General features: G+C 73.4%; 22 protein-coding genes. 14 read left to right on the plus strand and 8 right to left on the minus strand.

Annotation, left to right across the window (positions count from 1 at the left end):
• Window positions 1-5 precede the first annotated feature (5 nt).
• Window positions 6-488, plus strand: a complete 483-nt coding sequence (locus tag ACH4N1_RS09735) for a DUF456 domain-containing protein (protein WP_398095851.1) — start codon at window positions 6-8, stop codon at window positions 486-488.
• Window positions 489-660: 172 nt separating this feature from the next.
• Here the strand turns inward: ACH4N1_RS09735 and ACH4N1_RS09740 are convergent, their stop codons facing one another.
• On the minus strand, window positions 661-2,046 hold the full coding sequence (locus ACH4N1_RS09740) for a DNA-3-methyladenine glycosylase 2 family protein (protein ID WP_398095990.1): 1,386 nt from the start codon (window positions 2,044-2,046) through the stop codon (window positions 661-663).
• A 223-nt stretch (window positions 2,047-2,269) separates the two neighbouring features.
• A complete protein-coding gene (gene rsgA / locus ACH4N1_RS09745; RefSeq protein ID WP_398095853.1) occupies window positions 2,270-3,370 on the minus strand; it encodes a ribosome small subunit-dependent GTPase A in 1,101 nt (366 codons plus the stop codon).
• Between the two features lie 409 nt (window positions 3,371-3,779).
• On the opposite strand from rsgA, the gene ACH4N1_RS09750 reads away from it, so the two are divergent.
• The 4 genes from ACH4N1_RS09750 to ACH4N1_RS09765 all read left to right on the plus strand — a co-directional run bounded on the left by ACH4N1_RS09750 (window position 3,780) and on the right by ACH4N1_RS09765 (window position 7,523).
• On the plus strand, window positions 3,780-3,992 hold the full coding sequence (locus tag ACH4N1_RS09750) for a DUF4287 domain-containing protein (RefSeq protein ID WP_398095855.1): 213 nt from the start codon (window positions 3,780-3,782) through the stop codon (window positions 3,990-3,992).
• Window positions 3,993-4,196: 204 nt separating this feature from the next.
• Window positions 4,197-4,550, plus strand: coding sequence for an STAS domain-containing protein (locus ACH4N1_RS09755; protein ID WP_398095857.1), 354 nt, complete (start codon window positions 4,197-4,199; stop codon window positions 4,548-4,550).
• A complete protein-coding gene (locus tag ACH4N1_RS09760) occupies window positions 4,547-5,473 on the plus strand; it encodes an anti-sigma factor RsbA family regulatory protein (RefSeq protein ID WP_398095859.1) in 927 nt (308 codons plus the stop codon). The genes ACH4N1_RS09755 and ACH4N1_RS09760 overlap by 4 nt, the downstream gene beginning before the upstream one ends.
• Window positions 5,474-5,840: 367 nt before the next feature.
• Window positions 5,841-7,523 (plus strand): alkaline phosphatase D family protein, encoded by a 1,683-nt coding sequence (locus ACH4N1_RS09765; protein WP_398095861.1) that lies wholly within the window; start codon window positions 5,841-5,843, stop codon window positions 7,521-7,523.
• A gap of 25 nt (window positions 7,524-7,548) precedes the next feature.
• Here ACH4N1_RS09765 and ACH4N1_RS09770 read toward each other — a convergent pair whose 3' ends face one another.
• Together ACH4N1_RS09770 and ACH4N1_RS09775 are read right to left on the minus strand one after the other, a co-directional pair.
• On the minus strand, window positions 7,549-9,033 hold the full coding sequence (locus tag ACH4N1_RS09770; RefSeq protein WP_398095862.1) for a cellulose binding domain-containing protein: 1,485 nt from the start codon (window positions 9,031-9,033) through the stop codon (window positions 7,549-7,551).
• 341 nt (window positions 9,034-9,374) lie between these two features.
• Window positions 9,375-10,715 (minus strand): radical SAM protein, encoded by a 1,341-nt coding sequence (locus tag ACH4N1_RS09775; RefSeq protein ID WP_398095863.1) that lies wholly within the window; start codon window positions 10,713-10,715, stop codon window positions 9,375-9,377.
• A gap of 144 nt (window positions 10,716-10,859) precedes the next feature.
• Between ACH4N1_RS09775 and ACH4N1_RS09780 the strand changes: the two genes are divergently transcribed.
• From ACH4N1_RS09780 to ACH4N1_RS09810, 7 genes are all read left to right on the plus strand, one after another.
• Window positions 10,860-12,104 carry an FAD-binding protein gene (locus ACH4N1_RS09780; protein WP_398095865.1) on the plus strand — a complete coding sequence of 415 codons (1,245 nt, stop codon included), beginning with the start codon at window positions 10,860-10,862 and terminating at the stop codon, window positions 12,102-12,104.
• A 196-nt stretch (window positions 12,105-12,300) separates the two neighbouring features.
• On the plus strand, window positions 12,301-13,536 hold the full coding sequence (locus ACH4N1_RS09785; RefSeq protein ID WP_398095867.1) for an ROK family protein: 1,236 nt from the start codon (window positions 12,301-12,303) through the stop codon (window positions 13,534-13,536).
• A gap of 250 nt (window positions 13,537-13,786) precedes the next feature.
• Window positions 13,787-15,049 (plus strand): ABC transporter substrate-binding protein, encoded by a 1,263-nt coding sequence (locus tag ACH4N1_RS09790; protein WP_398095869.1) that lies wholly within the window; start codon window positions 13,787-13,789, stop codon window positions 15,047-15,049.
• A gap of 20 nt (window positions 15,050-15,069) precedes the next feature.
• The gene (locus tag ACH4N1_RS09795; RefSeq protein WP_398095871.1) at window positions 15,070-16,035 is read left to right on the plus strand and encodes a carbohydrate ABC transporter permease; all 966 of its coding nucleotides are present in this window, start codon (window positions 15,070-15,072) and stop codon (window positions 16,033-16,035) included.
• A 121-nt stretch (window positions 16,036-16,156) separates the two neighbouring features.
• On the plus strand, window positions 16,157-16,972 hold the full coding sequence (locus tag ACH4N1_RS09800; RefSeq protein ID WP_398095992.1) for a carbohydrate ABC transporter permease: 816 nt from the start codon (window positions 16,157-16,159) through the stop codon (window positions 16,970-16,972).
• Window positions 16,973-16,984: 12 nt separating this feature from the next.
• A complete protein-coding gene (locus tag ACH4N1_RS09805) occupies window positions 16,985-19,888 on the plus strand; it encodes a glycoside hydrolase family 2 TIM barrel-domain containing protein (protein ID WP_398095873.1) in 2,904 nt (967 codons plus the stop codon).
• 90 nt (window positions 19,889-19,978) lie between these two features.
• Window positions 19,979-20,470 (plus strand): hypothetical protein, encoded by a 492-nt coding sequence (locus ACH4N1_RS09810; RefSeq protein WP_398095875.1) that lies wholly within the window; start codon window positions 19,979-19,981, stop codon window positions 20,468-20,470.
• A gap of 2 nt (window positions 20,471-20,472) precedes the next feature.
• Here ACH4N1_RS09810 and ACH4N1_RS09815 read toward each other — a convergent pair whose 3' ends face one another.
• On the minus strand, window positions 20,473-20,601 hold the full coding sequence (locus ACH4N1_RS09815; protein WP_398095877.1) for a hypothetical protein: 129 nt from the start codon (window positions 20,599-20,601) through the stop codon (window positions 20,473-20,475).
• A gap of 181 nt (window positions 20,602-20,782) precedes the next feature.
• Here ACH4N1_RS09815 and ACH4N1_RS09820 point away from each other — a divergent pair, with 181 nt between their 5' ends.
• Complete coding sequence (locus tag ACH4N1_RS09820) at window positions 20,783-22,126, plus strand: jacalin-like lectin (protein ID WP_398095879.1); 1,344 nt, start codon at window positions 20,783-20,785, stop codon at window positions 22,124-22,126.
• Between the two features lie 260 nt (window positions 22,127-22,386).
• Entirely contained in the window at window positions 22,387-22,959 is a 573-nt protein-coding gene (locus ACH4N1_RS09825; RefSeq protein ID WP_398095881.1) for a TetR/AcrR family transcriptional regulator, read from the plus strand.
• A gap of 143 nt (window positions 22,960-23,102) precedes the next feature.
• Here the strand turns inward: ACH4N1_RS09825 and ACH4N1_RS09830 are convergent, their stop codons facing one another.
• The 3 genes from ACH4N1_RS09830 to ACH4N1_RS09840 form a co-directional block, all read right to left on the minus strand.
• A complete protein-coding gene (locus tag ACH4N1_RS09830) occupies window positions 23,103-23,471 on the minus strand; it encodes a VOC family protein (protein WP_398095883.1) in 369 nt (122 codons plus the stop codon).
• A gap of 70 nt (window positions 23,472-23,541) precedes the next feature.
• Window positions 23,542-25,287, minus strand: coding sequence for a DUF2264 domain-containing protein (locus ACH4N1_RS09835; RefSeq protein ID WP_398095885.1), 1,746 nt, complete (start codon window positions 25,285-25,287; stop codon window positions 23,542-23,544).
• Window positions 25,288-25,521: 234 nt separating this feature from the next.
• Window positions 25,522-26,571, minus strand: coding sequence for a rhamnogalacturonan acetylesterase (locus tag ACH4N1_RS09840; protein ID WP_398095886.1), 1,050 nt, complete (start codon window positions 26,569-26,571; stop codon window positions 25,522-25,524).
• Between the last annotated feature and the right edge of the window lie 7 nt (window positions 26,572-26,578).

Consider the following 26,578-nt stretch of genomic DNA (forward strand, 5'->3'; position numbering starts at 1 on the left):
GGCAGATGGGAGCGTGGGAACTCCTGCTGGTCGGCCTGGTGATCCTGCTCGGCCTGTGCGGAGTGCTGGTGCCCGGCGTGCCGGGATCGTGGCTGGTGTGGGCCGCGGTCCTGTGGTGGGCGCTGAAGGACCCCCGGCCGCTCTCCTGGCTGGTGCTGGTGGGCGCGACGGTCGCGCTGTTCCTGTCCCAGGTGGCGCGCTGGGCGCTGCCGCCGCGCCGCCTGAAGACGAGCGGCGCCACCCGCCGGATGGCCGGATACGCCGGAGCGGGGGCCCTCCTCGGCTTCTTCCTGGTGCCGGTGCTCGGTGCGATCCCGGGTTTCCTGGGCGGTGTCTACCTCTCCGAGCGGCTCCGCCTGGGCCGCCCGGACGCGGCCCGCGCCTCCCTGCGCACGGTGATGAGGGCGGGCGGATCCAGCATCCTCGCGGAACTCCTCACCTGCCTGCTGATCATGGGCGCGTGGCTGGGGGCGGTGTGGTGGGGGTAGGGCGCGGTAGCCCGGCGGTGAGGAGCGGGGGGGCCGAGCGGGCTGTCGACGCTGGTGCCGCACCAGGCAACGTTCGCCCCGTCGCGACGCCCGGCACGCTCCCCCGGAGGGGGACCCCCACTCGCCGCACCGGACGCCGCTCCTCGACGGGCAGACGTCGCCTGCCGCGGCACTAGTGACGTACGTGAGGTTCCCCCGCCGCACGCAGGTGGTGCAGGGCGTAGGTCCGCCAGGGGCGCCAGCTGTCGGGGACGTCGGCGCCGGGCGGTGCGACGTCGGGGTCGCCGAGGGCGCGGGCCCGGATCGCGGCCACGGTAGGTGCGTCCAGGCCGGGCAGGGCGAGCAGTGCCTCCTGGGCGTCGTCCCGGTCGGTACCGGCGTCGAGCCGTACGGTGCCGTCGGCGAGGGCGGTGGCGAGCACACCCAGGGGGCCGTCGGTGTCGGCGAGGGCGGCCGGTTCGGGGAAGAGGTGGGTGAGCCCGCCGCAGGGCGCGTCCAGGGCCTTGCCGTGGGCGCGGACCAGGTGCCCGGCCTCGGCGCGGCCGACCAGCGCCCGTACCGCGTGCTCCTCCGGGTCGGCGGCGCCCGGCGCGCGCAGTCCGGGCCGGGCGGCGACGAGCGGGGCGAGCCGCGGGTGCGCCGCGAGCCGTTCGTCGACGGCGTAGGGGTCGGCGTCCAGGTCGAACAGCCGGCGCAGCCGCTGGACGGCGGTGGTGAGGTCGCGCAGGTCGGTGAGGTGCAGGCGCGCGTCGAGCCAGCCGCCGGGGTGGACGGCGGCGCCGGGCACGGAGCCCGGCCGTTCCCCGACGGCGACGATGCCCGTGCCGTACGGGAGCCGGAGGGTCCGGCGGTAGGTCCGGCCGCCCGGCGGACCGCTCACCTCCTCGACTCCGGGAACGGCCTCCGCTGCGAGCAGGTCGAACACCGGGGCGGCGCAGTACGGGCCCCGGTGGGCGAGCCGCAGCGGGATCCCCGCTCCGGGCGCGGCCGTACGGTCCCCCCGCGGGGCGGCGGCCCGCAGCTGGGTGGGGGTGGCGGCGTACACCGCCCGGATCGTGTCGTTGAACTGGCGCACGCTGGCGAAGCCGGACGCGAACGCGATCTCGGTGACCGGCAGGCCGGTCGTCCGGAGCAGGACCCGGGCGGTGTGGGCGCGCTGCGCGCGGGCGAGGGCGACGGGGCCCGCGCCGAGTTCGGCGGTGAGCTGGCGCTGCACCTGGCGGGCGCTGTAGCCGAGGCGTGCGGCGAGTCCGGCGACGCCCTCCCGGTCGACGACCCCGTCGCCGATCAGCCGCATGGCGCGGCCCACGACGTCGGCGCGCACGTTCCACTCGGCGGAACCCGGACTGGCGTCCGGCCGGCACCGCCGGCAGGCCCGGAAACCCGAGCCCTGCGCGGCGGCGGCCGTCGGGAAGAAGCGCACGTTGCGCCGTTTCGGCGGCACGGCCGGGCAGCTGGGCCGGCAGTAGATGCCGGTCGTCTCGACGGCGAAGCAGAACGCGCCGTCGAACCGGGCGTCCCGGCTGCGAACCGCCTCGTACCTGCTCTCCTCGTCCATCACGGGTCCCAGTCTTCGCCCGCCCGGAGAACGCCGCCAGCGGAATTCGGACGTGGCGGTGACGGCCCGCCCCGGCCCCCCTCCCCCGCCCCGGACCGGCCGGCCGTGGAGCGGGTCCGGGCGGACGGGGGAGCCGGTCCGGGGGAATCCCTCCCGTCCGGCGGCAGGGGCCTGTTCGTCGTTCCGGCCCTGCGGCCGGGTGGCGCGGCGGGCGCGCGCCCGCTCACCACTCCCCGGTCCGCTTGGCCCGCCCGGCGGCCCGTCCGGCGGCCTGCTTGTGCTTCCAGCTCTGCCGGATGTCGCCGCGGAGCCGGGCGTCGGACTTGGCGACGATCCACCGGTTCTCGCGGACGAGCTTGCGGTAGCTGTCCAGTCGTCGGACCGGCAGCTCGCCGTCCTCCACGGCCGCGAGCACCGCGCAGCCCGGTTCGCGCTCGTGGGTGCAGTCCTGGAAGCGGCAGCCGCGGGCGAGCTCCTCGATCTCGGTGAACACCCGGCCGACGCCGTGATCCGCGTCCCACAGCCCGACGCCGCGCAGTCCGGGCGTGTCGATGAGGACGCCTCCGCCGGGCAGCGGCAGCAGGTTGCGGGTGGTCGTGGTGTGCCGGCCCTTGCCGTCCATGTCGCGGGTGGCCCGGACGTCCATGACGTCCTCGCCGACGAGCGCGTTGGCGAGGGTCGACTTGCCCGCGCCGGACGCTCCGAGCAGCACGGAGGTGCTCCGGCCGAGGAGCGCCGCGAGTTCGCCGACGCCGTGCCCGGCCATGGCGCTGGCGGTGAGCACGGGCACTCCGGGCGCGCTCTTCACGACGTCCTCGACGAGGTGTGCGAGCGTGTCCGGGTCGGTGACGAGGTCGGCCTTGGTGAGGACGACGACGGGCTGGGCGCCCGATTCCCAGGCCAGTGCCAGGAACCGTTCGACGCGCCCGAGGTCGAGTTCGACGGCGAGCGACAGGGCGACGACGGCGTGGTCGACGTTGGCCGCGAGGATCTGCCCCTCGGACCGTTTGGACGAGGTGGAGCGCACGAAGGCGGTACGGCGCGGCAGGTACGCCCGTACGTAGCGCGGGTTGCCGTCGGCGTCGACGGCGGCCCAGTCCCCGGTGCACAGCACGCGCAGGGGGTCGTGCGGGGTGACGAAGGCGGTGTCCGCGCGGACGACGCCGTCGGCGGTGACGACGTCGCACTGCCCGCGGTCGACGCGGACGACACGGCCGGGCAGCAGGCCCCGCTCGGCGTGTACGGCGAACTCGGCCGCCCATCCCTCGTCCCAGCCGTAGGGGGCGAGCGGGTGGGACGGGGCCGGGGAGGTGGAGAGGTTCACGACAGACCCTTCACAGGGGCGGTCCCGGCGGCGCGCTCGGCGGCGCGCGAAGGCTCGTGTGGTCAGCCGGGGACCGCGGAGGTGGGGTGGACGAACGTCTGGTGGCTGCGAGCAGCACCCGTGTCGGCGACAGTCATCGGTCACACCTCCTGATCCGTGTCACGTGCGTCGTGCGCGTCTGTGGCGCGTGCGTCGTCCGGGCACCGGCGGTGGCCGCCGGACGAGGCCCCGTCAGGGTAGGCGCGCGCGGGCGCCGGACGCCATCCGTTTTCCGGGGTCCGGCGCACGGCCCACGCCAGGGCGACACGGCCGCACCGTGACGCACGTCACACCCTCCGGCCGATCACTTCGGCGCCCTCTCGCCGTCATGAGGAGTGACTGTCCCGCCACAGGAAAGGACGTGACCGCCGTGAGCGCTCCCGTGAAAGGCCCCGCCGCCTATTTCCCCTCGATCGAGAAGAAGTACGGCCGTCCGGTCGCCGAGTGGCAGGAGCTGATCCGGGCCTCGCCGCTGACCCGGCACATGGAGCTGGTCGCCTGGCTCAAGTCCGAGCACGGTCTCGGACACGGGCACGCCAACGCCCTCGTGGCGCACACCCTCGCGGAGACGTCGGGGAGCTGAGCCGTCCCCCGGGACGCCGGGGTGGGACGGGGGAGGCATGGCCGCCCGGCACCCGGGGAACCCGCAGGGGACGGGTGGGGCGTCTCCGCCCGTGCCACCGCACGGACGGTAGGCTGCGTGGCCGGGAACCGGAAAGGTGTCGCCCTTCCGTCCGTGCCACGCCGGAACGAAGCAGACGGCCGGCGACCGTGGAGGAGACCGAGTGTGGATGGCACGCGCGACCGGGGGAACGCCGCTCCCCCGCACGGCGGTTCCGTGCTGGAGGTGAGCCCGTTGTCCGGTCGTGCCGGAATCCGTGTCAGTGGCGAGATCGGCGTGGCCACCCGCGGGTCCTGGGAGGGAGCGCTGGCGGACCTGGCCCGACGGCACGCGGACGTGTCCTACGTGGAGCTCTCCCGCGTGTGCTTCGTCGACGTGGCCGGCGTGTCGGCGCTCGCCGTCACCGCGATGAACCTGCCGGGCGGACGGGTCGTCGTGGAGTCCCCGCCCCCGCAGCTGTCGCGCGTGCTGGCGCTGTTCTGGCCGGCCCTGCACGGGATCGAGGTGGCGCCGCGATGACAGTCGCAGCAGACGAGAAGTTCCTCCACTCGGCACTGTTCTACCGCACGGGGCAGGAGTACACCGACCACATGGTGCCCTTCGTCCGGGAGGGCCTGGCCCTCGGCGAACCCGTGGCGGTGGCCGTGCCCGGCCCCAATCTGGAACTCGTCAGGGCCGGACTGGGTCCGGACGCCGAGGACGTCCAGTTCCTGGACATGACCGACGTCGGCCGCAACCCCGGACGGATCATCCCGGGCGTGCTGCGCGCGTTCGCCGACGCCCGTCCGCACGCGCGGGTGCGGATCGTCGGGGAGCCGGTCTGGGCCGGCCGCAGCCCGGTGGAGTACCCGGCGTGCGCGCAGCACGAGGCGCTGATCAACGCGTCCTTCGAGGGGCGGGCGGCGACCATCCTGTGCCCGTACGACGCGGGCGGCCTGGACGCGGACGTGCTCGCCGACGCGCGGATCACCCACCCCACCCTGATCGTCGACGGCCGCGAGCGGGCCAGCGAGGCCTACGACTGGCGGTTCGTGGTGGACCGGTACAACGAGGTGCTGACGCCCGCGCCGGACGCCGCCGTCTTCTCCTTCGGCTCCGCCGAACTGCCCGACGCGCGTCACTTCGCCGTCGGCCTGGCCGCGCGGCTGGGCCTGGGCGGGCAGCGGCTCCAGGACACGGAACTGGCGGTCGCGGAGCTGACGACCAACAGCGTCGTCCACGGCGGCGGACAGGGCACGCTGCGGATCTGGACCGAGGCGGGTCAGGTCGTGTGCGAGGTCAGCGACGAGGGACGGCTGATCGATCCGCTCGCCGGCCGCAGGCCGCCGGCTCGCGGCCAGATCGGCGGCCGGGGCCTGATGCTGGTGCACTACGTGGCGGACCTGGTGCGCCTGCACACGGCACCGGACGGCACGACCGTGCGGTTCTACGTCGGCCTGTAGAGGCCTTCCCCCGCTGACGCCCGGTCAGGGCGTCCCGGGCACCGGCCCGTTCGCGACCGGCGGCCCTAGGGTCTTTCGTTTGGATCAGGCCGGATCAGGGAGCGGGGTCTGGTGCCGTGTCTCGCAAGGCGGAGGAGGGAGTCAGGGCGGAGCCCTGGCGACCGACGACAACGCGGCGAGGTGCGGCACCAGGGCTCGCGAGCCCGGCCTGATCCAAACGAGAGGCCCGAAGGGGACCGACACCCCGAAGGGACGTCACGCCTGCCCGAATGACGAGGATTGTCCGCTTAGCATCTAGGGGCCCGCGCCGCGGGCTCCGGCCGCCGAGGCCGCAGACGCCCCCTGATCCTCACGGGAGCCGAGCCCCATGCGTCCGACCGGCCGTCACCGAACCCCGCTCCCCGGCGCCGCCGCCCTCCAGCGGTCCGCGGCCCTTCACGGTCCCGAACTGCACGCCGCCGCACGGCACTTGGGCCGCCGCCGGTTCCTGACGCTCACCGCCGCCGCCGCGGCCCTCGCCTTCGCCACCCACACCCCCGCCAGGGGTGCGGCCGCCGCCCGCCGGCTCGACCCGGCGAGGATCTCCGAGGACCCCTTCACCCTGGGCGTCGCCTCCGGCGACCCGCTGCCCGACTCCGTGGTCCTGTGGACCCGGATCGCTCCGGAGCCGTACGAGCCGGGCGGGGGGCTGGCCGGGCAGAGCGTCGCCGTGGAGTGGGAGGTGGCGCAGGACGAGCACTTCGGCCTGGTGGTGCGCAGCGGTACCGCCCTCGCGCTGCCCGAGTACCACCACACCCTGCACGTCGACGTCACCGGCCTGGACGCGGGACGGCCGTACTACTACCGGTTCCGGACGGGCGCCTGGACCAGCGAGACCGGCCGCACCCGCACCGCGCCGGCCCTCGGCGCCGCCCCCGGTGCGCTCTCCTTCGCGGCCGTGTCCTGCCAGGCGTACCACGACGGGTACTTCACGGCGCACCGGCATCTCGCGCAGGAGGACGTCGACGTGGTCTTCCACCTCGGGGACTACCTGTACGAGTACCCGGTGGACTCCGCCGGCGGCGCGCGCGCCTACCCGGACCGGGTGCTGCCCGCGGTGTTCGACCGGGAGACCGTCACCCTGGAGGACTACCGGCTGCGGTACGCCCTGTACAAGAGCGATCCCGACCTGCGCGCCGCCCACGCCGCCCATCCCTTCGTCGTCGCCTGGGACGACCACGAGACCGAGAACAACTACGCCGGCGCCGTCGACGAGCACGACGGCCCGCCGGCCGGGTTCCTGCTGCGGCGGGCCGCCGCCTACCGGGCCTACTGGGAGCATCAGCCGCTGCGGGCGGGCCGGGCTCCGGTCGGCCCCGACATGCCGCTGTACCGGCGTCTGCGCTGGGGCTCGCTCGCGCAGTTCGACGTCCTCGACACCCGCCAGTACCGCTCCGACCAGGCCTACGGCGACGTCCCGCACGTGCCCGGCCCCGAGTCCGACGATCCGGCGCGCACGATGACCGGCGCGGCCCAGGAGAAGTGGCTGCTGGACGGCTGGCGGGCGTCCGACGCCGTGTGGAACGTGATGCCGCAGCAGGTCTGCTTCTCCCAGCGCAGACTGTCCGCCGACGCGCAGGCGAAGATGTCGATGGACGCCTGGGACGGCTACCGCGCCTCCCGTGACCGCGTCCTGGCCGGGGCGCGGGCGGCCGGGGTGGACAACCTGGTCGTGCTGACCGGCGACGTCCACGTGGGCTACGCCTTCGACATCAAGGCCGACTTCGACGACCCGGCGTCCGAGACGGTCGGGACCGAGATCGTCACCACGTCCGTCGCCAGCGGCAAGGACGGCACCGAGCGGCCCGCCGACTGGCAGACGTACCTCACGGCCAACCCGCACCTGCGCTTCTACGACGGCCGGCGCGGCTACGTCCGGGTGCGGCTGACCCCGGAAGCGGCCCGCACCGACTTCCGCACGCTGGCGGCCGTGACGACGCCGGGCTCCCCCGTCTCCACGGCGGCGTCCTTCGTCACGGAGGCGGGGAACCCGGGACTGACGCCGGTATGACGCGGAGGTGTCACCGGGCGGCCGGTCAGGACAGGGTGCAGGCGGCGCCGTTGAGGCTGAAGCCGTACGGCGCGGTGTTCTTGTTCTGCCAGGAGGCGAGGAAGCCGAAGGAGAGGGTGCCGTCCGCCGGGACGGCCTTGTTGTAGTCGGCGGCGGTGGCGGTGACCCGCGGGCCGTCCTGGGCGACGCTCGCGTCCCACATCTGGTCGACCCGCTGACCGTCCCGGAAGGACCAGGCGACCCGCCAGGAGTCGAGCGGCTCGGCGGTGGTCACCGTGACGGTGGCCTGGAAGCCGTCGAACCACTGGTTGACCAGGTCGTACGTCACCTCGCAGGCCGCCGTGCGCGCGGTGGGCGACGAGGTGCCCTGGGGTTCCGGATCGGTCCGGCCCGTCGTCGACGGCGTACCGCCCACGGACGGCTTCGGCGCAGCGGAGGCGGCGTCGGCAGCGGTGTGCGTACCGGTCGACGAGGGGGAGGTGTCGGGCACGAGGGACGGCCCGGACGGGTTGCCGGGGCCGGCCACCGGCGTGCTGTCGGCGGGGAGGCCGCCCCGGGCGGAGTCGTCGCTCTCGCCGAACGGCATCAGCGAGGCGGCGAGGGCCAGCCCGGAGACGAGGACGGCGGCGACGAGCAGGCCGTTGCGCAGGGTGCGGGCCTTGTCGGCGGCCGGGTCGCCCCACTCGGCGTCCGGGTCGGGCGCGGGCGGGCCGCCGGCGCTCATCCGCACCTCGGCGGCGCGGCGGCGACGCTCCAGGTAGGCGAGTCCGCCCCAGCCGATCACGCCCTGGGCCAGCGCCGCCGGCAGCCCGCCGCCGTGCAGCCGCAGACAGGCCGCGGCCTCCGCGCACTCCACGCAGGTGGCGAGGTGCCGGGAGAGGTCCTCCGGCGTCTCGGCGACGGGCGAGCGGGTCACGGCGTCGAGGAGGCGGACGTAGCTGCGGCACTCGGCGTCCATCGGCGTGTCGAGATGGTTGCGGTGGCAGCGGTCCCGGAACAGGCCGCGGACCTGGTTCAGCTCCTCCATCGCGGCGGCCGGGTCCAGCCCCTGCCTGCGGGCGACGGCGCGCAGCGGCAGCGCCTCCACCTCCGCCAGCCACAGCAGCGAGGCGTCCGGCTCCTGCATGTCGCGCAGCCCGCGCAGTGCGACGGGCCGGCGCAGGGGCGGTCCGGTGTACCGGGCGGCCTTGTCGGAGTTCAGCCACAGCCGCAGGTCGGGATCGAGTCGGTGGCCCTGTCCCTGAGCCTCCCAGGCGGCCGCCGTGGTGCGTACGGCGGTCAGCAGCAGGGGGATCCGGGGCAGCCGGGACGCGCGGCGGCCGGCCGTGTGCCGGGTGCCGTCCTCGGCCGCGCGGGCCTCGCGTATGCCGAGCGCGAACGCCTCGCGGGCCAGGCCGTTGGCCGCGGTCGACCCGGAGGTGCACAGGTCGGCGTACGACAGGACGGCGTCCCAGCACTCCGAGAAGAGGGCTGCCTCGGCGGCGTCCTTGGGGGTCGGCAGGTCGGGCATGAGTCTCCTGCATCCACAAGCGAGGTCAACTCGACATGTCGGCAATGGAGTTGGGGGGAACCTCGCGGCAGTGCCAGAGCTTTTCACGAGTTGCGCACAACTGACAAGCGCGCTGTTCAGATGTCAGTACAGGACCGCCCGCGCCCCCGGACGGGGCCCTGGGGCCTCCGGCGCGGACGCGGTCCGCCCTGCGGCTCGACGCGGTGGCGCTCCTTCTTCCGCGACGGCCACGGTACCGGCTCCGGCCGTGGCCGGAGCCGGGAGCGGCCGGAGCCGGGAATGCCCGGCCGCGTGGTGACGGCCCGGTCGTGGCCGGGCCCGGGGGCCGGGCCCGGGCGCGCTCAGAGCGCCGAGGGTTCGTCCTCCGTGGCCGAGGGCTCGTTCGCCGGCAGGCTGTCCATGAAGGAGCTGACGGAGAAGACGGCACGTCCGGGGCCGGGCAGCCCGTAGCCGGGGGGCGAGGCCAGGCCGAACTCGTCCATCGTGGCCCGGTACGCCTGGAGCAGGCGGATGTGGTACTCCAGCGGCGCGCCCTGCGGGTTGGCCTTGCCGAGCGGGGTGGTCGGCTCCGGGCACCAGGTGGTGAACCGCGGGGTGATGCCGTGCGACATGAAGAAGCGCAGGCCCTCGGTGGTGGAGGCGATCGCCTCGTCGACCGTCTTGAAGCCGAAGGGCTCGGCCATCTCCACGCCCGCCACGAAGTTGGGGATGACGTTGCGCGCGCCGAAGATCTCGGCGGAGTCCAGGATGCGCTTGTGCCACTCGTCGCGGCCGACGTAGCGCTCCTTGCCCGGGCAGTACATCTTGAACAGGTACTCGTCCCACACCTCGTAGTTGGGGTGGTAGATCTGCACGCCGTGGTCCTTGAAGCGCTGCACGTCGTCGCGCGGGAGGGCCTGGGCGACGACCTTGCCGATCCAGCGGCCCGGGAAGCGCTCCTCGATGGCCTTGGCGTAGTGGCCGTAGAAGTCGGCCTCGTCGCGCCCGGAGACGGTCCTGGTGATCGCGCCGCCGGTGAGCGTGTAGGCGGTGGAGGCCTTCGCGGTGTCGTAGCGGTCGATGATCTCCAGGGCCTCGAGGACCTCCTCGACGTCCTTGACCCCGGTGTACGGCCGGCCGGCGGCCTTGTGCTGGCGCCAGTTGTGGTTGATGTCGCAGTACTGGCACTCCTCCTTGGCGCCGAAGTACTGGCAGACCCGGAAGACGGTCAGGTAGATCAGGTAGCCCCACTGGATGGTGGGGGCGACCTCCATGACGGACTTCCCGTTGGAGAGCTTGTGCCGGTAGTACTCGGGCATGGGCGGGACGCCGACGTCCGAGATCCGCTTCCCGTCGAGGTAGAGACCGAGCATCCCGTCCTCGTCGGCCGCCACCCGGTAGGGCGAGGCGGGGTTCACCCGGACCGAGACGACGGTGCGCCGCAGGTCGTAGGGCCCCCCGGTGAGGATGATCTCCTCCGGCGGGCGGCGCAGCGCGGCCTCGCCCAGCTCGGGGAGGGTGCCGTGGTCGAAGGAGAAGATGAAGTACGACTTCGGCTTGACCTCGCCGCCCTCGTTGTCGCTGAGCGCGGAGGGGTCGAAGGCCACGCCTCCGCGCAGCAGGTCCTCCTTGAGGACGGCCTCCCGCGGCACGTGCGGAAACCGCTCCATCAGATCCTCGACCAGCGCGGTACGGCTGCCCATCGTCTCTCCTCCCGGCTCAGGCGTACGACTCCTCACGGTATGCCCCCGCTCGCGCGGGGGTGGGGGCGGGGGCCCCGTGTCGCGGGCAGGGTAGGTTCCACCTGGGAATTCCTGGTTCTCGATCTCCTCGGGAGGGCGATCCGCATGGCCGAGACCGTGACCAACTGGGCGGGCAACATCACGTACGCCGCCGGGGAGCTGCACCGCCCCGCCTCGCTCGACGCGCTGCGCTCGCTCGTCGCGGCGAGCCAGCGGGTGCGGGTGCTGGGCAGCGGGCACTCCTTCAACGCGATCGCCGAGCCGGGCGCGGACGGGGTGCTGCTGTCGCTGGGCGCGCTGCCCGCCGAGGTCGAGGTGGACCCGTCGGCTCGGACGGTGCGGGTCGGCGGCGGGGTGCGGTACGCCGAGCTGGCCCGGCGGGTGCACGCGCACGGGCTGGCGCTGCCGAACATGGCCTCGCTGCCGCACATCTCGGTGGCCGGCTCGGTGGCGACCGGCACCCACGGTTCGGGAGTGGGCAACGGTCCGCTCGCGGCGCCGGTGCGGGAGGTGGAGATCGTCACGGCGGACGGTTCGACGGTCGTGATCGAGCGGGGGGACGAGCGGTTCGGCGGGGCCGTGACCTCGCTGGGCGCCCTCGGTGTCGTCACCGCGCTCACCCTGGACCTGGAGCCGGCCTTCGAGGTCGAGCAGCACCTGTTCACCGAACTCCCCCTGGACGGGCTGGACTTCGAGACCGTCGCGGCGGCGGCGTACAGCGTGAGCCTGTTCACCGACTGGCGGGCGCCCGGGTTCCGGCAGGTGTGGCTCAAGCGGCGCACCGACCGGCCCCTGGCCGACTTCCCGTGGGCGGCGCCGGCCACCGAGGCGCTGCATCCGGTGCCGGGGATGCCCGCGGTCAACTGCACCGAGCAGTTCGGGGTGCCGGGGCCGTGGCACGAGCGGTTGCCGCACTTCCGCGCGGAATTCACGCCGAGCAGCGGGAACGAGTTGCAGAGCGAGTACCTGCTGCCGCGCGAGCACGCCGCCGACGTCCTGCACGCGATCGACGGCATCCGGGAGACGGTCGCCTCCGTGCTGCAGACCTGCGAGGTGCGTACCGTCGCCGCCGACGAGCAGTGGCTGAGCCCGGCCCACGGGCGGGACTCCGTCGCCGTGCACTTCACCTGGGTCGACGACACGGCCGCCGTGCTGCCGGTGGTGCGCGAGCTGGAGGCCGTGCTGGAGCCGTTCGGGCCCCGGCCGCACTGGGGCAAGGTGTACGAACTGCCCGCCGCCGCGGTGCGCGGACGGTATCCGCGGATCGACGACTTCCGGGTGCTGGTCCGGGAACTGGATCCGGCCGGGACGTTCACCAACGCCTTCGTGCGGGACGTCCTCGGCCCGTGAGCCACGCCCCCGGCCGCGACTTCGCCGACTTCGTCAAGCCCCTTTCCTAACCCCTTGTCGAACCGTGTCGCACGCCATAGCCTGACGCCGCGCCGGTGCCGCCCCGGCCCCGGCACCGACGCGTCGGCAAGTCGGCACACCGGCAGGCCGGCACCTCGGATCCCGGGTGCCGGCACGGAAGACAGGGGGCTCTCCGGTGAAGCGCACCTCGCGTGACATCCGCACCGCGAACCGCTACGAGGTGCTGCGCCAGATCATCGCCCGGTCCCCGACCTCCCGGCAGGAGCTGGCCGCGGCCACCGGCCTCAGCCTGGCCACCGTCGCCACCCTGGTCGCTGAACTGCTCGACCTGCGCATGATCACGGAGGTCGGCTTCGAGGACTCGGCGGGCGGCCGGCCCCGTGGCCTGGTGGCCGTCAACGCCTCCGGGGGCGCGCTGATCGGCGTGGACATCGCGGAGACGTACGTCCATGTCGAGCTGTTCGACCTCGCGCTGAACGTGCTGGCCCGCGCCGAGGAGGACATCCGCCCCGGTGAGAGCCGCCCGGAGCAGGTCGTCGCCCATGTCGCCGCGGCCGTGGGCCAGGTCGTCGCGCAGGCGGGCGTCGAGACGGCCCGGGTGCTCGGGGTCGGCGTGAGCGTGCCCGGGCAGGTGGACCGGGACACCGGGATCGCCGAGTACGCGCCCAACTGGGACTGGCACGACGTGCCGTTGCGCGACCTGCTGCGCGCGCACATCGCGTACCCCCTGCACCTGGACAACCCGCTGCGCGCCTGCGCGGTGGCCGAACTGTGGTTCGGCGCCGCGCGCGGTCACGGGGACGCCGTCGTCGTCAACCTCGGCACCGGGGTCGGCGCGGGACTCGTGCTGGGCGGCGCACTGCACCGGGGGGTCAGCAACAGCGCCGGTGAGTGGGGGCACACCACGCTCGTGCTCGACGGCCGGCTGTGCCACTGCGGCAACCACGGTTGCGTGGAGACGTACGTCGGCGCGCCCGGGATCATGCAGAACCTGCGCGAACACAGCCCGCGCAGCCCGCTGCTGCACCCGGAGGACCAGACCGCCACCGTCGACGCGCTGGCCCGCGGGGTCGCCGCGGGCGATCCGGTCGCCGTCAAGGTGGTCCGGGACACCGCCCGTTATCTGGCCGCCGGCATCGCGGACCTGGTGAACCTCCTCAATCCGGAGGTCGTCGTGCTGAGCAGCTGGGTCGCCGCCCGGCTGGGCGAGCCCCTCCTCGACGAGGTCCGCGAGGCGGTCGCCCGGCATGCGCTGCGGCGTCCGCTGGACTCGACCAGGATCGTCCTCTCGCCGATCCCCACCGACCCGGTCTGCCTGGGCGCGGCGACGTTCGCGCTCGAGGGGGCGCTGCAGGCGGTGGGGCAACGGGGCGCGCAACGCGCGGCTTCCCCCGCGGCACCGTCGGCCTGACGGGCACGGGAGGCGGGGCGGGCGCCGAAGGCAGGGCCGGCGCCGGGAGCAGGGCCGGCGCCGGGGGCGGTCCGTTGCCCCTCTCCTCGCGTCCGACATCCCGAACGCCGCACAACGCTTCGAACGGGCTTCGTCCAACCCCTTGCCGAAGCATTAGCCGAAGGTTAACGTCCCGCACCGCAACGCCTTTTCGAGCCCTCTGACGCTGATGCCGCACGAGCCGCAGCCGTACTCGAGACAAGGACGTCACATGTCGGCAATGAGCAACCGCAACTGGTCCCGCCGGTCCCTTTTCCGGGCCGCGGCAGGTATGGCCGCCGCCGGCACGCTGGCCGCCTGCGGCAGCAACAACGGTCTTGGCGGCGGGAGTTCGGCGGACAGCCTCGTGCAGTACTTCCACGCCTACGGGGAGGCGGGGACCGAACAGGCCGTCAAGAAGTACGCGGCCGCGTACGACGGGGCGAAGGTCTCCACCCAGTGGATCACCGGGTCGAACTTCGAGAGCAAGCTGTTCGCGAGCCTGCTCACCGACAGCGCGCCCGACCTGTTCGAGTTCCACCCGCAGATCCAGCTGGTCAGGAGCGGGCAGGTGGCGGATCTCACCGACATCGTCGAGCCGGTCGAGGACGACTTCAACCAGGCCGACATCCAGTCGCACACGGTCGACGGGAAGGTCTACGGCGTCCGGATGATCGACGACCCGCAGTTCTTCTTCTACCGCAGGTCGCTGCTGGAGAAGGCCGGCGTGGGCGTGCCGCAGACCCTCGACGAACTGATCGAGGCCGCCGCCGCACTCACCACCGACAAGGTCAAGGGCGTCTACCTCGGGAACACGCTGCAGGCCGTCATCCGCCCGATGATCTGGGCGGCCGGTGCCGACACCCTCGACGCCGGCAACCGGCCCGCCTACCACACGGACGGCGTGGTCGAGGGCCTGAAGAAGATGCGCAAGCTGTTCACCAGCGGCGACCTGCTCCTGGACGCACCGGCCGACTACTGGGACCCCTCCGCCCTCAACCAGGGCCTGACCGCCATCCAGTTCTGCGGCATGTGGGCCATGCCGGCGATGCAGCAGGCCCTCGGCGACGACCTCGGCGTCTTCCCCTTCCCCAAGGTCGGCGACGCCGGCAAGCCCGCCGTCTACAACGGCGGTTGGTCGATGTTCGTGAACGCCAGGAGCGACCGGGCCGAGGAGGCCAAGGAGTACGTGAAGTGGCTGTGGATCGACCAGAAGGAGTACCAGGAGGACTGGGCCCTCTCCTACGGCTTCCACATCCCGCCGCGCACCTCGATCGCCCGGTCCGCCGACAAGCTCAAGTCCGGCCTGCCGGCCGAGGGCGTCAAGCTGTTCGGTGAGTACGGGCACTTCGACAACATCGGCTGGACACAGGCCATGATCAAGGCGACCGAGGACGTGTTCGCCGACTGCGTGCGCAAGGACGGTGACCCGGAGGCCTCGCTCGACACGTGCGACAAGGTCGTCGGCGCCGAACTCGACAAGCTCTTCGGATAGGCGGCGGGACGGACCACGCCATGTCGACGACCACCACGCGCGACCTCGCGCGGCCCGCCGGGGCCGGTCCCGCGAAGTCCCGGCCGCGGCGCGGGCCGAGCGGCAGCGCCACCCTCAACTTCTGGCTGTTCACCGGACCGTTCCTGATCGGCCTGCTGATCTTCGTCTACGTCCCGATCGTCTGGAGCGTCTGGCTCAGCTTCTTCGAGGCCCGGTTCACCGTCACGCCCAGTACGTTCGTCGGGTTCGACAACTACCGGTACATGCTGGAGAATGGGAACTTCACCGGTGCCCTCGTCACCTTCACCGTCTTCGCCGCGATCATCGTGCCGACCACCTGGGCGCTGTCGCTGGGGCTCGCCCTGCTGGTGAACCGGTTGCGGTTCCTGCGGGCGTTCTTCCGGTCGGTCTTCTTCCTGCCGACGGCGTGCAGTTACGTCGCCGCCTCGCTGATCTGGAAGATGTCCCTCTTCAACGGCGTCCGGTTCGGCCTGGCGAACACGGTGATCGGCTGGTTCGGAGCCGAGAACGTCGCCTGGCTCGCCGACCCCGACCCACCCTGGTACTGGCTGGTCCTCGTCACCGCGCGGCTGTGGCTGCAATCCGGGTTCTACATGATCCTCTTCCTGGCCGCGTTGCAGAACATCCCGGGCGAGCTGTACGAGGCGGCCGCCCTGGACGGCGCCAGGCCGGGCTGGCAGACCTTCCGGCACATCACGCTGCCGCAGCTGCGGGCCACCTCGACCGCGGTGATCCTGCTGTTGCTGATCGCCGCCTACCAGGCCTTCGACGAGTTCTTCAACCTGCTGTCGAAGACCACCTGGGGCCGGCCGCCGCTGGTCGAGCTGTACTACACCGCGCTGGGCGAGAGCCAGGACTACGGGGCGGGCAGCGCGGGCGCGGTGATCCTCACCCTGCTGATCGTCCTCGTCACCCTCTTCCAGGGGAAGATCATGGGTTTCGGAAGGGGTGAGGAGTCCAAGTGACCGCCACCACAGCCGAGGTGACCGAGTGACCGCCGCCGAGGTGACCGTGACCGCCGCCGGCGCGACCAGGACCGACCCGGCCGCGAGGCCGGCGCGCCCCGGCCGGCGCGCCCGCGGGGTGATGGGCTCCGCCGGACTGTACGCCGCCGTCGGCCTCGCCGCCGTCCTCTTCCTGATCCCGTTCTACGTCCTCGTCCGCAACGCGCTGGCCACCGACCCGGAGATCACCGGCGAGGAGTGGACGTTCTTCCCCGCCGACATCCGGTGGGGCAACGTCACCGAGCCGTTCGACGACCCGACGGTCGACTTCGGCCGGGCCCTGTGGAACTCGCTGGTCGTCGGTGTCCTGCACACCGTCGGCACGCTGCTGGTGTGTTCCCTGGCCGGCTACGGTCTGGCCCGGATCCCCTACCGGCACGCCGACAAGGTGTTCTACGGCGTCCTGTTCACGCTGATGGTCCCCACCGCCGTCACGTTCGTGCCCGGGTTCGTCCTGGTGTCGTCCCTCGGCTGGATCGACTCCTACCGCGGTCTGATCGTTCCGGGCCTCTTCAGTGGTTTCACCTGCTTCCTGTTCCGGCAGTACTTCCTGGGGTTCCCCAAGGAGCTGGAGGAGGCGGCGCGGGTGGACGGACTCGGCCACTGGGGCGCGTACTGGCGCGTCGTCGTCCCCAACTCCCTCAACTTCTTCGCCGCGATGGCGACCATCACCTTCATCAACGGCTGGAACTCCTTCCTGTGGCCGCTGGTCGTCGGGCAGGACCCGAGCGCCTGGACGGTGCAGGTCGCGCTGTCGTCGTACATGACCAACCAGACCGTCAACTACCACCTGATCTTCATGGCCACGGCCATGTCCATCCTGCCCCTGTTGCTGGTGTTCCTCTTCCTCCAGCGCTGGCTGGTGCAGGGGATCGCCCAGACCGGCATCAAGGGCTGAGCAAGGAGACCGATGTCTTTGCACGCCTCCCCCGTTCCCGGCGTCGCCCGGGCGGGGAGCTCCCCGTCGTCCGTCCGCTACGTCGAGGACGTGTCACCGGGCTCCGGGGCCCTCCCGCCCCGCGCCTGGTACGCGTCGTCGGACGCGAAGTCGTTTTCCTTGAACGGCAGTTGGCGCTTCCGCCTGTCGGCGACGGCCGACGCGCAGGACGAGTCGTTCACCGCTGAGGGCTACGACGCCGGGGACTGGGCCGAGGTCGCCGTCCCCGGTCACTGGGTCCTCCAGGGGCACGGCTCCCCCGTCTACACCAACCACCTCTACCCCTTCCCGGTCGACCCGCCGCGGGTGCCGACGGAGAATCCGACGGGTGACCACCTGCGGGTCTTCGACCTGCCCGAGGACTGGCCCGCCCTCGGGGAGGGGGACGCGGTCCTGCGTTTCGACGGCGTGGAGTCCTGTGCCCGGGTCTGGCTGAACGGCACGGACCTCGGCGAGTTCAAGGGCTCGCGGCTGCCGCACGAGTTCGCGGTCGGCCACCTGCTGAGGGCGGCGGGCAACGTGCTGGCGGTCCGGGTCCACCAGTGGTCGGCGGGCACATATCTGGAGGACCAGGACCAGTGGTGGCTGCCGGGCATCTTCCGTGACGTGACGCTGCTGCACCGCCCGGCGGGCAGCGCCCGCGACTTCTTCGTGCACGCCTCCTACGACCATGTGACGGGCGAGGGCACCCTGCGCGTCGACTGCGACGTCGCGGGGCGGGTCACCGTGGCCGCCCTGGACATCGATGTCGCGACGGGCGAGCCGGTGACGGTGCCCGTCGAGCCGTGGAACGCGGAGACGCCCCGGCTGTACGACGGCGAGCTGGTGACCGCGGGCGAGCGGATCCCGCTGCGCATCGGTTTCCGCACCGTCTCCCTGGACGACGGCCTGATCAAGGTGAACGGCACGGCCGTGCTGTTCAAGGGCGTCAACCGGCACGAGTGGCATCCCGTGCGGGGCCGCGCGCTCGACCCGGAGACGATGCGCGAGGACGTGCTGCTGATGAAGCGGCACAACATCAACGCCGTCCGCACCTCCCACTACCCGCCGCACCCCGCCTTCCTCGACCTGTGCGACGAGTACGGCCTGTGGGTGATCGACGAGTGCGACCTGGAGACCCACGGATTCGTCGAACAGGACTGGCGCGACAACCCCGTCGACGACGACCGCTGGACCCCGGCGCTCCTCGACCGCGCCGCCCGCATGGTGGAGCGGGACAAGAACCACCCGTCGGTGGTGATGTGGTCGCTGGGCAACGAGGCCGGCACCGGCCGCGGGCTGACCGCCATGGCCGAGTGGATCCGCGGCCGCGACACCTCGCGCCTCGTCCACTACGAGGGCGACCTCGACTGTCGTGACACCGACGTGTACTCCCGCATGTACGCCTCCCACGACGAGGTGGAGCGCATAGGCCGGGGTCTGGACGGCGGCACGGCCAGGCGGCGCCGACTGCCCTTCGTCCTCTGCGAGTACGCCCACGCCATGGGCAACGGCCCCGGCGGACTCGCCGACTACCAGCGGCTGTTCGAGGCACACGAGCGTCTGCAGGGCGCCTTCGTGTGGGAGTGGATCGACCACGGCATCGAGGACGACCGCCACGGCTACGCGTACGGCGGCGACTTCGGCGAGGAGTTGCACGACGGGAACTTCGTCTGCGACGGGCTGCTCTTCCCGGACCGCACCCCCTCCCCCGGACTCGTCGAGTTCAAGAAGGTGATCGAACCGGTCCGGATCGAGGGCGACGGCGCCGCCGGCACCGTACGGGTGCGCAACGCCCATGACTTCGCCGGTCTTTCGGGACTCGCCTTCGAGTGGTCGTACCTGGTGGACGGGGAGAGCGCCGGGACGGGCACACTCGACGTGCCGCCGCTGGCGCCCGGCGAGTCGGCCGACGTCAAGCTGCCGGAGCCGCCGGTGGACGCGCGGGGCGCCGAGTCGTGGTGGACCGTGCGGGCGTCGCTGGCGGCCGACACCGCGTGGGCGGCGAAGGGCCATCAGGTGGCGTGGGGGCAGGTCGCGGCGGCCACCCGGCCGCTGCCGTCCGTCACCCCGGAGCGTGCCCCGGTGGCCGGTGAACGGCTGATCACCCTCGGACCGGGCGTCTTCGACGCCCGCACCGGCGCGCCGACGTCGATCGGCGGTGTGCCCGTGGAGGGGCTGCGTCTCGACGTCTGGCGGGCCACCACCGACAACGACGACGGCGCCGCGTGGCAGTCGGACACCCGCTACGGCCTGCTGTGGCGCGAGCTGGGCCTGCACCGCATGCGACACCGGCTGGACGGTGTCGAGCCGGGCGACGACGCGCTGACGGTACGGACCCGGGTGGCACCGGCCGGCCGCGAGGCCGGACTCGCCGCGGTGTACCGCTGGACCTCCGACGGCAGCCGGCTGAAGCTGACGGTGTCCGTGTCGCCCGAGGGCGACTGGACGCTGCCGCTGCCCCGGCTGGGCATCCGCTTCGGGCTCTCGGAGGCCGACCGGGTGACCTGGTTCGGCGGCGGCCCGGGCGAGGCGTATCCCGACACCCGGGCGGCGTCGATGGTCGGCCGCTGGCAGTCGACCGTGGACGGTCTGCAGACGCCGTACGTCCGTCCGCAGGAGAACGGCGCCCGCGCCGACGTCCGGTGGGCGGAGATCGGCGGACTGCGCATCGAGGGCGACCCGGAGTTCTGGTTCAGCGCCCGTCGCTGGACGAACGAACAGCTCGACGCGGCCCGGCACCGCACCGACCTGGTGGCCGGCCCGACCGTGTGGGTCAACCTCGACCACGGGCAGCACGGCATCGGCTCCCAGTCCTGCGGTCCGGGCCCGCTGCCCCGGTACTTCCTGAACGCCGGTCCCGCCGAGTTCTCCTTCGTCTTCACCGCGGCCGGCTGAACCGGCGCGCCGGGCGTTTCCCCGGCCGGCCGGGTGCCGGCCGGGGAAACGACTACCGCCGGGGGGCTGCCGTGATCCACGATGACCTGCATGAACGGCCCTCACGACAGTCCCCGCTCCGTCCGGCCCGGCGAGTACCCGCTGTGGGAGGAGGCCCTGGCGCTCGTCGACCGGGACCTGGACGCTCTGCTCCCCGGCCGGGGTCCCCTGCGGCTGCTGGCCCTGCCGTCCTGGGACGAGGAGGAGGCCGAGGACGGGTCGGGGCGCGAGCACGTGTACGTCGCCCTGCCCGACGGCCGCCGGCACGGCGACCACCTCTGGCACGGCTCCGCGTCCGATCCCCACACGGCGCTCACCGAGGTCGCCGAGGCCGCGCAGGAGACCGTGCTGGAGTGCCTGTGGCAGGTCTGGCCGGTCTGCGGCGAGCACGGCCTCGGGATGCACGCGGGCCAGGAGGACGGCCGAGCGGTGTGGTGGTGCGCGGGCGGCAGCGCTCCCGGGGGCCCCGCGCACGTGCGGGCGGCGGTCGGTGAGCTGGACGCGCCGCACCGGCCGCGCCGGGCCCGCCGCAAGCCGCGCTGACCTCAGTGGTCCGCGCGGCAGGGCGTCGGTTCGGGCACCTCGAACGGGACCAGGGTGCCGCCCGCGGCGGGCATCGCGGCGAGCACCGGCTCGCCGTCCTGCCGCTGCGGGCGGACGTGGTCGTTCGTCACCAGCCTTGCCGACGAGGCCGGTTCGTCCGGGGAGTGAGCGGTGGCCGACCCGGACACGGCGGCTCGCCCCGTCTTCCACTGTTCCCCCGACTGCCCTTTCCCGTCAGACTGATTGCCACCGAATCCGAGCAGCGTTCGCCTTTCCCCGCAGTCCGCCCCCACACCGGGAGACACCCACGCCATGAGACGACGACTCCTCGGCACCCTCGCGGCCGCCACGCTCGCCCTCACCGGCCTCACGGCCACGGGCGCGACGCCCACCGCGGCCGCCGCGCCCGCCGCCGCGGCGGCCACCACCGGTTCGTTCACCGTGCTCACCTACAACGTGGCGGGTCTGCCCGAGGGCCTGAGTTCGGGCCGTCCGGCGACCAACACCCCCCTGATCTCACCGCGGCTGGGGGCGTACGACATCGTCAACGTCCAGGAGGACTTCAACTACCACGCGGCGCTGTACGCGGGGGACGACCACCCCTACCGGACCGCGACGAGCGGCGGCGTCCCGTTCGGCGACGGCCTCAACACCCTCTCCGACCACGCCTTCGAGGACTTCGAGCGGGTGCGGTGGAACGCCTGCACGGGCACCAACTGCCTCACGCCGAAGGGTTTTTCGCTGGCCCGGGTGCGACTTGCCGAAGGCGTCTTCCTGGACCTGTACAACGTGCACACCAACGCCGACTCGACGGACGACGCGATGGCCGCCCGACGGGCCAACATCGAGCAGCTGTCGGACTTCATCCAGGCGAACTCGTCCGGCAACGCGGTGATCGTGATGGGTGACACCAACACCCGTTACACCCGCGCCGAGGACAACATCCGCACCCTCGTCACCGAGAACGGGCTCACCGACCCCTGGGTGAAGCTCGTCAAGGGCGGTACGGCGCCGGACCGGGGCGCGGACGCGCTGCTCTGCCCGACGACGGCCCCGACGAACGACTGCGAGGTGGTGGACAAGGTCCTCTACCGCGGCAGCAGGCTCCTCTCGCTCGACGCCACCCGGTACCGGAACGCGTGGGCGTCCTTCCTGGACTCCGCGGGCGGCAACCTCTCCGACCATTTCCCCCACACGGTGGACTTCTCCTACACCCTCGCCTCCGGTCTGCGGGCGAGCGACTTCTTCGGCGGCCCCCACGGCACGGCGTTCACCGACGCGGACGACCTGCCGGCCGTCCCGGCCCCCCGCACCCTCACGCTGCGCGGCGGCTCCCGCGTGGACGCCGTCTCCCTGACCCACGACGGCGGTACGGTCCTCACCCACGGCGGCACCGGCGGCACGGCCACCTCACTGACCCTGGCGACGGGTGAGCACCTCACGTCCGCCAAACTGACGCAGGGTCAGAAGGACGGCCGTACGCGCGTCTTCTCTGCGTCCTTCACGACCGACAAGGGCCGCACCCTGGCGACCGGCACACCGACCGCCGACGCGAGGACCTTCACCGCCCCGTCCGGCTGGCAGATCGTCGGCTTCACGGGCCGCGCCGGAGCGGAGGTGGACAAGCTGGGGGTGGTGTACGCACCGGCCGGCTGAGGCCGCCGACGCGGACAGGCCCCGCGGGGGCACGGCTCCTCACGGGGCGGTCGCCATCGGCGTCCGGCACGGGGCCGGTGCCCCGTACCGGGGCAGCGGTTCCGGCGTCCGGCACGGTCGTGGCCGGACGCCGTCGAGGAAGCGGCGGACGATCGTGCGCGTCACCTCGGTGCCGCCGTCGGCCCGGGAGACCGGATGACGAAGGTTAGGATCCTCCCCGACCCACCGACCAAGGCCCCCCGACGAACAAGGCGTCCCCCATGCCCCGAGCCGGCCTCACCGCGGACCTCCTGGTCACGGCCGCCGCCGACCTCGCAGACGAGGCCGGGTTCGACAACGTCACCCTCTCCGCGCTGGCCCGCCGCTTCGGCGTGAAGGACGCGAGCCTGTACTCGCACGTCCGGAACATCCAGGACCTGCGGACCCGCCTCGCGCTGTACGCGGGCGCCGAGCTGATCGACCGGATCGCCCCGGCCGTCGCGGGCCGCTCCGGCAAGGAGGCCCTCGCGGCCTTCGCGGGCGCCTACCGGGAGTACGCGCTGGAGCATCCGGGACGGTACGCCGCCACCCAGATCCCCATGGACCAGACCCTGGTCGCCGAAGCCCCGGCGTTCCGCCGCACCGCCGAGATCACCTACGGCATGCTCCGCGCGTACGGCCTCCAGGAACCCGACCTCACCGACGCCGTACGTCTGCTGCGGAGCACCTTCCACGGTTACTGCGTCCTGGAGGCGGGCGGCGGCTTCGGCGCGCCCCGCGACGTCCAGCGCTCGTGGGACAAGGCGGTCGAAGCCCTGCACGCGGCCCTGACGCACTGGCCCACCGGAGAGTGACCGGACTCCTCGGGCGCCGGACTCCTCGGGCGGCGGCGAGGATCCGTCACCCAGGGGATCCGTCACCCAGGGAATCGGGGAACCGCGCGGGGAAGCGGGGAACGGCGTTTCGCGCGCGGCGACGGCCGGCGGGGCGGCGGGTCTCAGCCGGCCCGCTCCGCCGCGCTCCGCTCCACGCAGAACTCGTTGCCCTCCGGGTCCGCGAGGAGCGCCCACCCGCTGCCGTCCGGTCGGCGGTGGTCGGCGACCAGGGTGGCGCCGAGGGCGAGCAGGCGGTCGACCTCCTCGTCGCGGGTGCGGTCCTGCGGCTGGAGGTCGAGGTGCACGCGGTTCTTGACGGTCTTCCGCTCGGGGACCGTCACGAAGAGCAGGCCGGCGCCCTCGATGAGCGCCTCCTCGTCACCGGGACGGTCGTCCTCGTGGAGGGGCTCGCCGAGGACCGCGGACCAGAACTTCGCCAGGCCGTGGGCGTCCGCGCTGTCGATCGTCACGTGACGGATCTTGGAAGTCATGCCGGGATTCTCGCGCAGCCGCCTCCGCGGGGCAACGGGCGCACCGGCACCCTCGCGGCCGCCCGCCGCCTCAAGTCCCGGAAGCCGGCGGCCCGTCCGTCCCCGCCGCACCGGTGACCCGTACGGCGTCCGGCGAGACGGCCACGCGGACCTCGGGCCCCTCGCCGAAGCGGACGTGGAGGATCCCGTCCGCCGCGTCCGTCGTCCGCACCGACACGGAGTCCTCCAGCGGAACCGGGTCCGGCTCGCCGGTGAGGCGGGCGAGGACGACGAACAGCGAGGCGACGTCCCCGGTGACACCGGTGAGCGAGTCGTCCAGGCCCGCGACGGGCACGAGTTCGGCCCGCACGCCGTCCTCCTCCGCCGTCGCCCAGCCGGTCACCCGCACCGGTGTCCCGGGTTCCGCGCCGGTCACCAGGTGCGCCCGCACCTCCACGGCCCCGCGTGCGAGCACCACGCTGGTCACCCGCGCTCCGCAGCCCGCCGTGTGCCGCGACGCCGCCCAGCCGTCCCCGACCCCCAGCGGTTCGATCCCGGTGCGGCGGGGATCGCCCCCGACGACCACGCTGTTGTCGTACGGCGCCGAGGGGCCGGCCGTGGGCGCCGTCGCCGTCGAGTAGGCGAGCCGCGTGTAGTACGGGTCGTAGCGGACGTCCTCGCTGCCGTGGTTGTGGAGGCGGACCAGTCCGTCCGAACGGGTGGACTGCACCAGCCAGTTGGGGGCGGACAGGGGCGTGACCGCGTCCGCCCGTTCCACCGGCGCGGGCTCCTCCCGCGCCGTCCACACCTCGTGCTCGGGCGGAAGCAGCAGACCCAGGAATCCCTTGCTCGCCCAGTAGGGGGACGCCGGGCCCGAATACCCCTGCAGGACGTCCGGGTCGGGTCCGTGCCAGCCGAGGGTCAGCAGTCCGCGCTCGTCGACGGCCCCCCGCCGGAGGAAGTACCGCAGCGCCCCCGAGGCCAGGCGGCGGGTCTCGCCGGGGGACAGCGGGGTGTGGCCGGTCAGGGCGCCCAGCCACAGCGGGGCCGTGGTGGCGAAGCGGTAGGTGAGGGAGCGGCCCTGGCGCATCGGGGCGCCGTCGCCGCCGAACAGGCGCGCGTAGTCGGTGAGATGCCGTGCGAGCCGGCCGCCGTACAGCTCCAGCAGCCGGGGGTCGTCGTCGAGCCAGGCGTGCAGGACCGGGTAGAGGTGCATCGCCCAGCCGTTGTAGTGATCGAAGGCGCGGCCGGCGCCGTCGGTGTACCAGCCGTCGCCGACGTACCACCGCTCGACGCGCTCCAGGCCCCGGTCGATCGCCTTGCGGGCGGCATCCGATGTCCGGTCGACCGTACGCAGGAAACCGCCGACGGTCACCGGGAACAGCTCCCAGTTGCACGGCCACGGCTCGGCGGTCAGGGCGTCGCCCAGCCAGTCCGCCGCCCGCTGCCGTACGCCGTCGTCCAGCCGGTCCCACAGCTGCGGCCGGGTCAGCCGGAGCGCGAGGGCGATCGACGCCGCCTCGACCAGCGGCTGGCCGCGGTCCTCGATGCGCGGCCAGGCCCCGCGGACGCCCGCCGCGAGGCCGTCGGCGTAGCGCTCCAGGGCCGTCTCGTCGCGTCGGAAGGCCGCCAGGAGCAGCGTGCGGGCGTACCCCTCCAGGCCGTCGCTGAGGCGCCCCGACCAGCTCTCGCGGTCGCCGGGAAGGTGGTAGAGGGCGCGATCCGCGGTGGCGTAGGGCTCGACGGCGGCCAGCAGGGCGTCGGCGGCCGCCTCCCAGTGGGCGCGGGTGAGACCGGTGTGGGGGCTGAGGACGTGGTCGGGCGGGGGGAGACGCATCGCGGGCTGCTTCCTTCCGAACCGGGCGGGGCGGACGGGACCGGGCGGGGCGGACGGGGCGGGACCTGCGGCACCGGCCCCCCCCTGCCTCCGGTGCCGGCCGGTCGGCGGGCCGGTGGCGGCGGCACCCTTCCTTCCGTGCCGGCGGGCCGGGGCCGGTGGCGGCGGCCGCCGGGCCACGGGGGGGGCGGAGCCTGGGGGCGTCCCGGTTCCGGTCGGGGCGCCCCCAGGGATCTATCCCACCCGTACGAGGCCCTCCGGCACCAGACGCAGGGCGACGAGTTCGTCACGGACCAGGCCGGCGTAGACGGTGGCGCCGTGCACCGAGGTGTGCGTGTTGTCCCGCTTCTCGTTGTAGAGGTACAGGGCCTTGGATCCCTCCACGCCCAGGGACTCCACCAGGGCCTTGGTCTTCGCCGTGAGGTCGATCAGCGGGACGTCGTGCGCCGCAGCGACCGAGCGGACGACGGCGGGGTGGTCGACGCCGAGGCCGTTGACCAGCAGGGCCGTCCCGTTGTTCAGCGTGCCGTCGGCGTTGAACCAGCGGCGCACGATCGGGGTGACGAGGACCGGCTCGCCGCCCTTCGCGCGGACGCCGGCGACCAGCGTCTCCAGGTTCGCCCGGTAGGTCGCCTCGTCGGTCGTCTTGTCGTTGTGGGCGAGCTGGAGCAGCACCAGGTCGCCGCGGTGGATTTGCGGCTGGACGGCGGCCCACAGCCGCGGGTTCCCCAGATAGGTGACCGTGCTCTCCCCGGAGTCCGCGTGGTTGGCGACGGAGACGCCTTTGCGCAGGTACTGCGGGAGTTGCTGGCCCCAGCCGGAGTACGGGTCGCCCGGCTGGTCGCAGACCGTGGAGTCACCGACGAGGAAGATCTGGCGGGGGTGCCGGGCGGGGGTGACGCGGATGCCGGCGAGGGCGGGGGCCGAGCCGCCGAGGACGAGGTCCAGGCCGGGGGTTCCGTCGGCGCCGGTCGGTTCGCCCTCGGGTGTGCGGACGTTCACGGTGAAGCTGCGCGCGACGCGCTCGCCCGCCGCGACGGCGGTCTCGGGGAGCAGGGCACGCCGGGTCTCGCCGCCGACGGCGGTGCTCGACGCGGCCTCGCCGCCGAGGAGGACCTTCACGTCGTAGGTGCCGGGCGGTACGTCGAAGTGGCAGGCGGTGGCGGTGCAGCCGGCGATGCCGGGCGGCGGGCCCGCGCCGTCGTCGGCCCGGGCGGCGGGTACGGCCGTCAGGGCGGTGGCCAGGGCCAGCGCCGCCGGCACGGCGGGGGTGAAACGTCTCACTTGCGGC

Source organism: Streptomyces sp. NPDC017202 (assembly GCF_044331705.1).
In the GTDB taxonomy this organism is placed as follows: domain Bacteria; phylum Actinomycetota; class Actinomycetes; order Streptomycetales; family Streptomycetaceae; genus Streptomyces.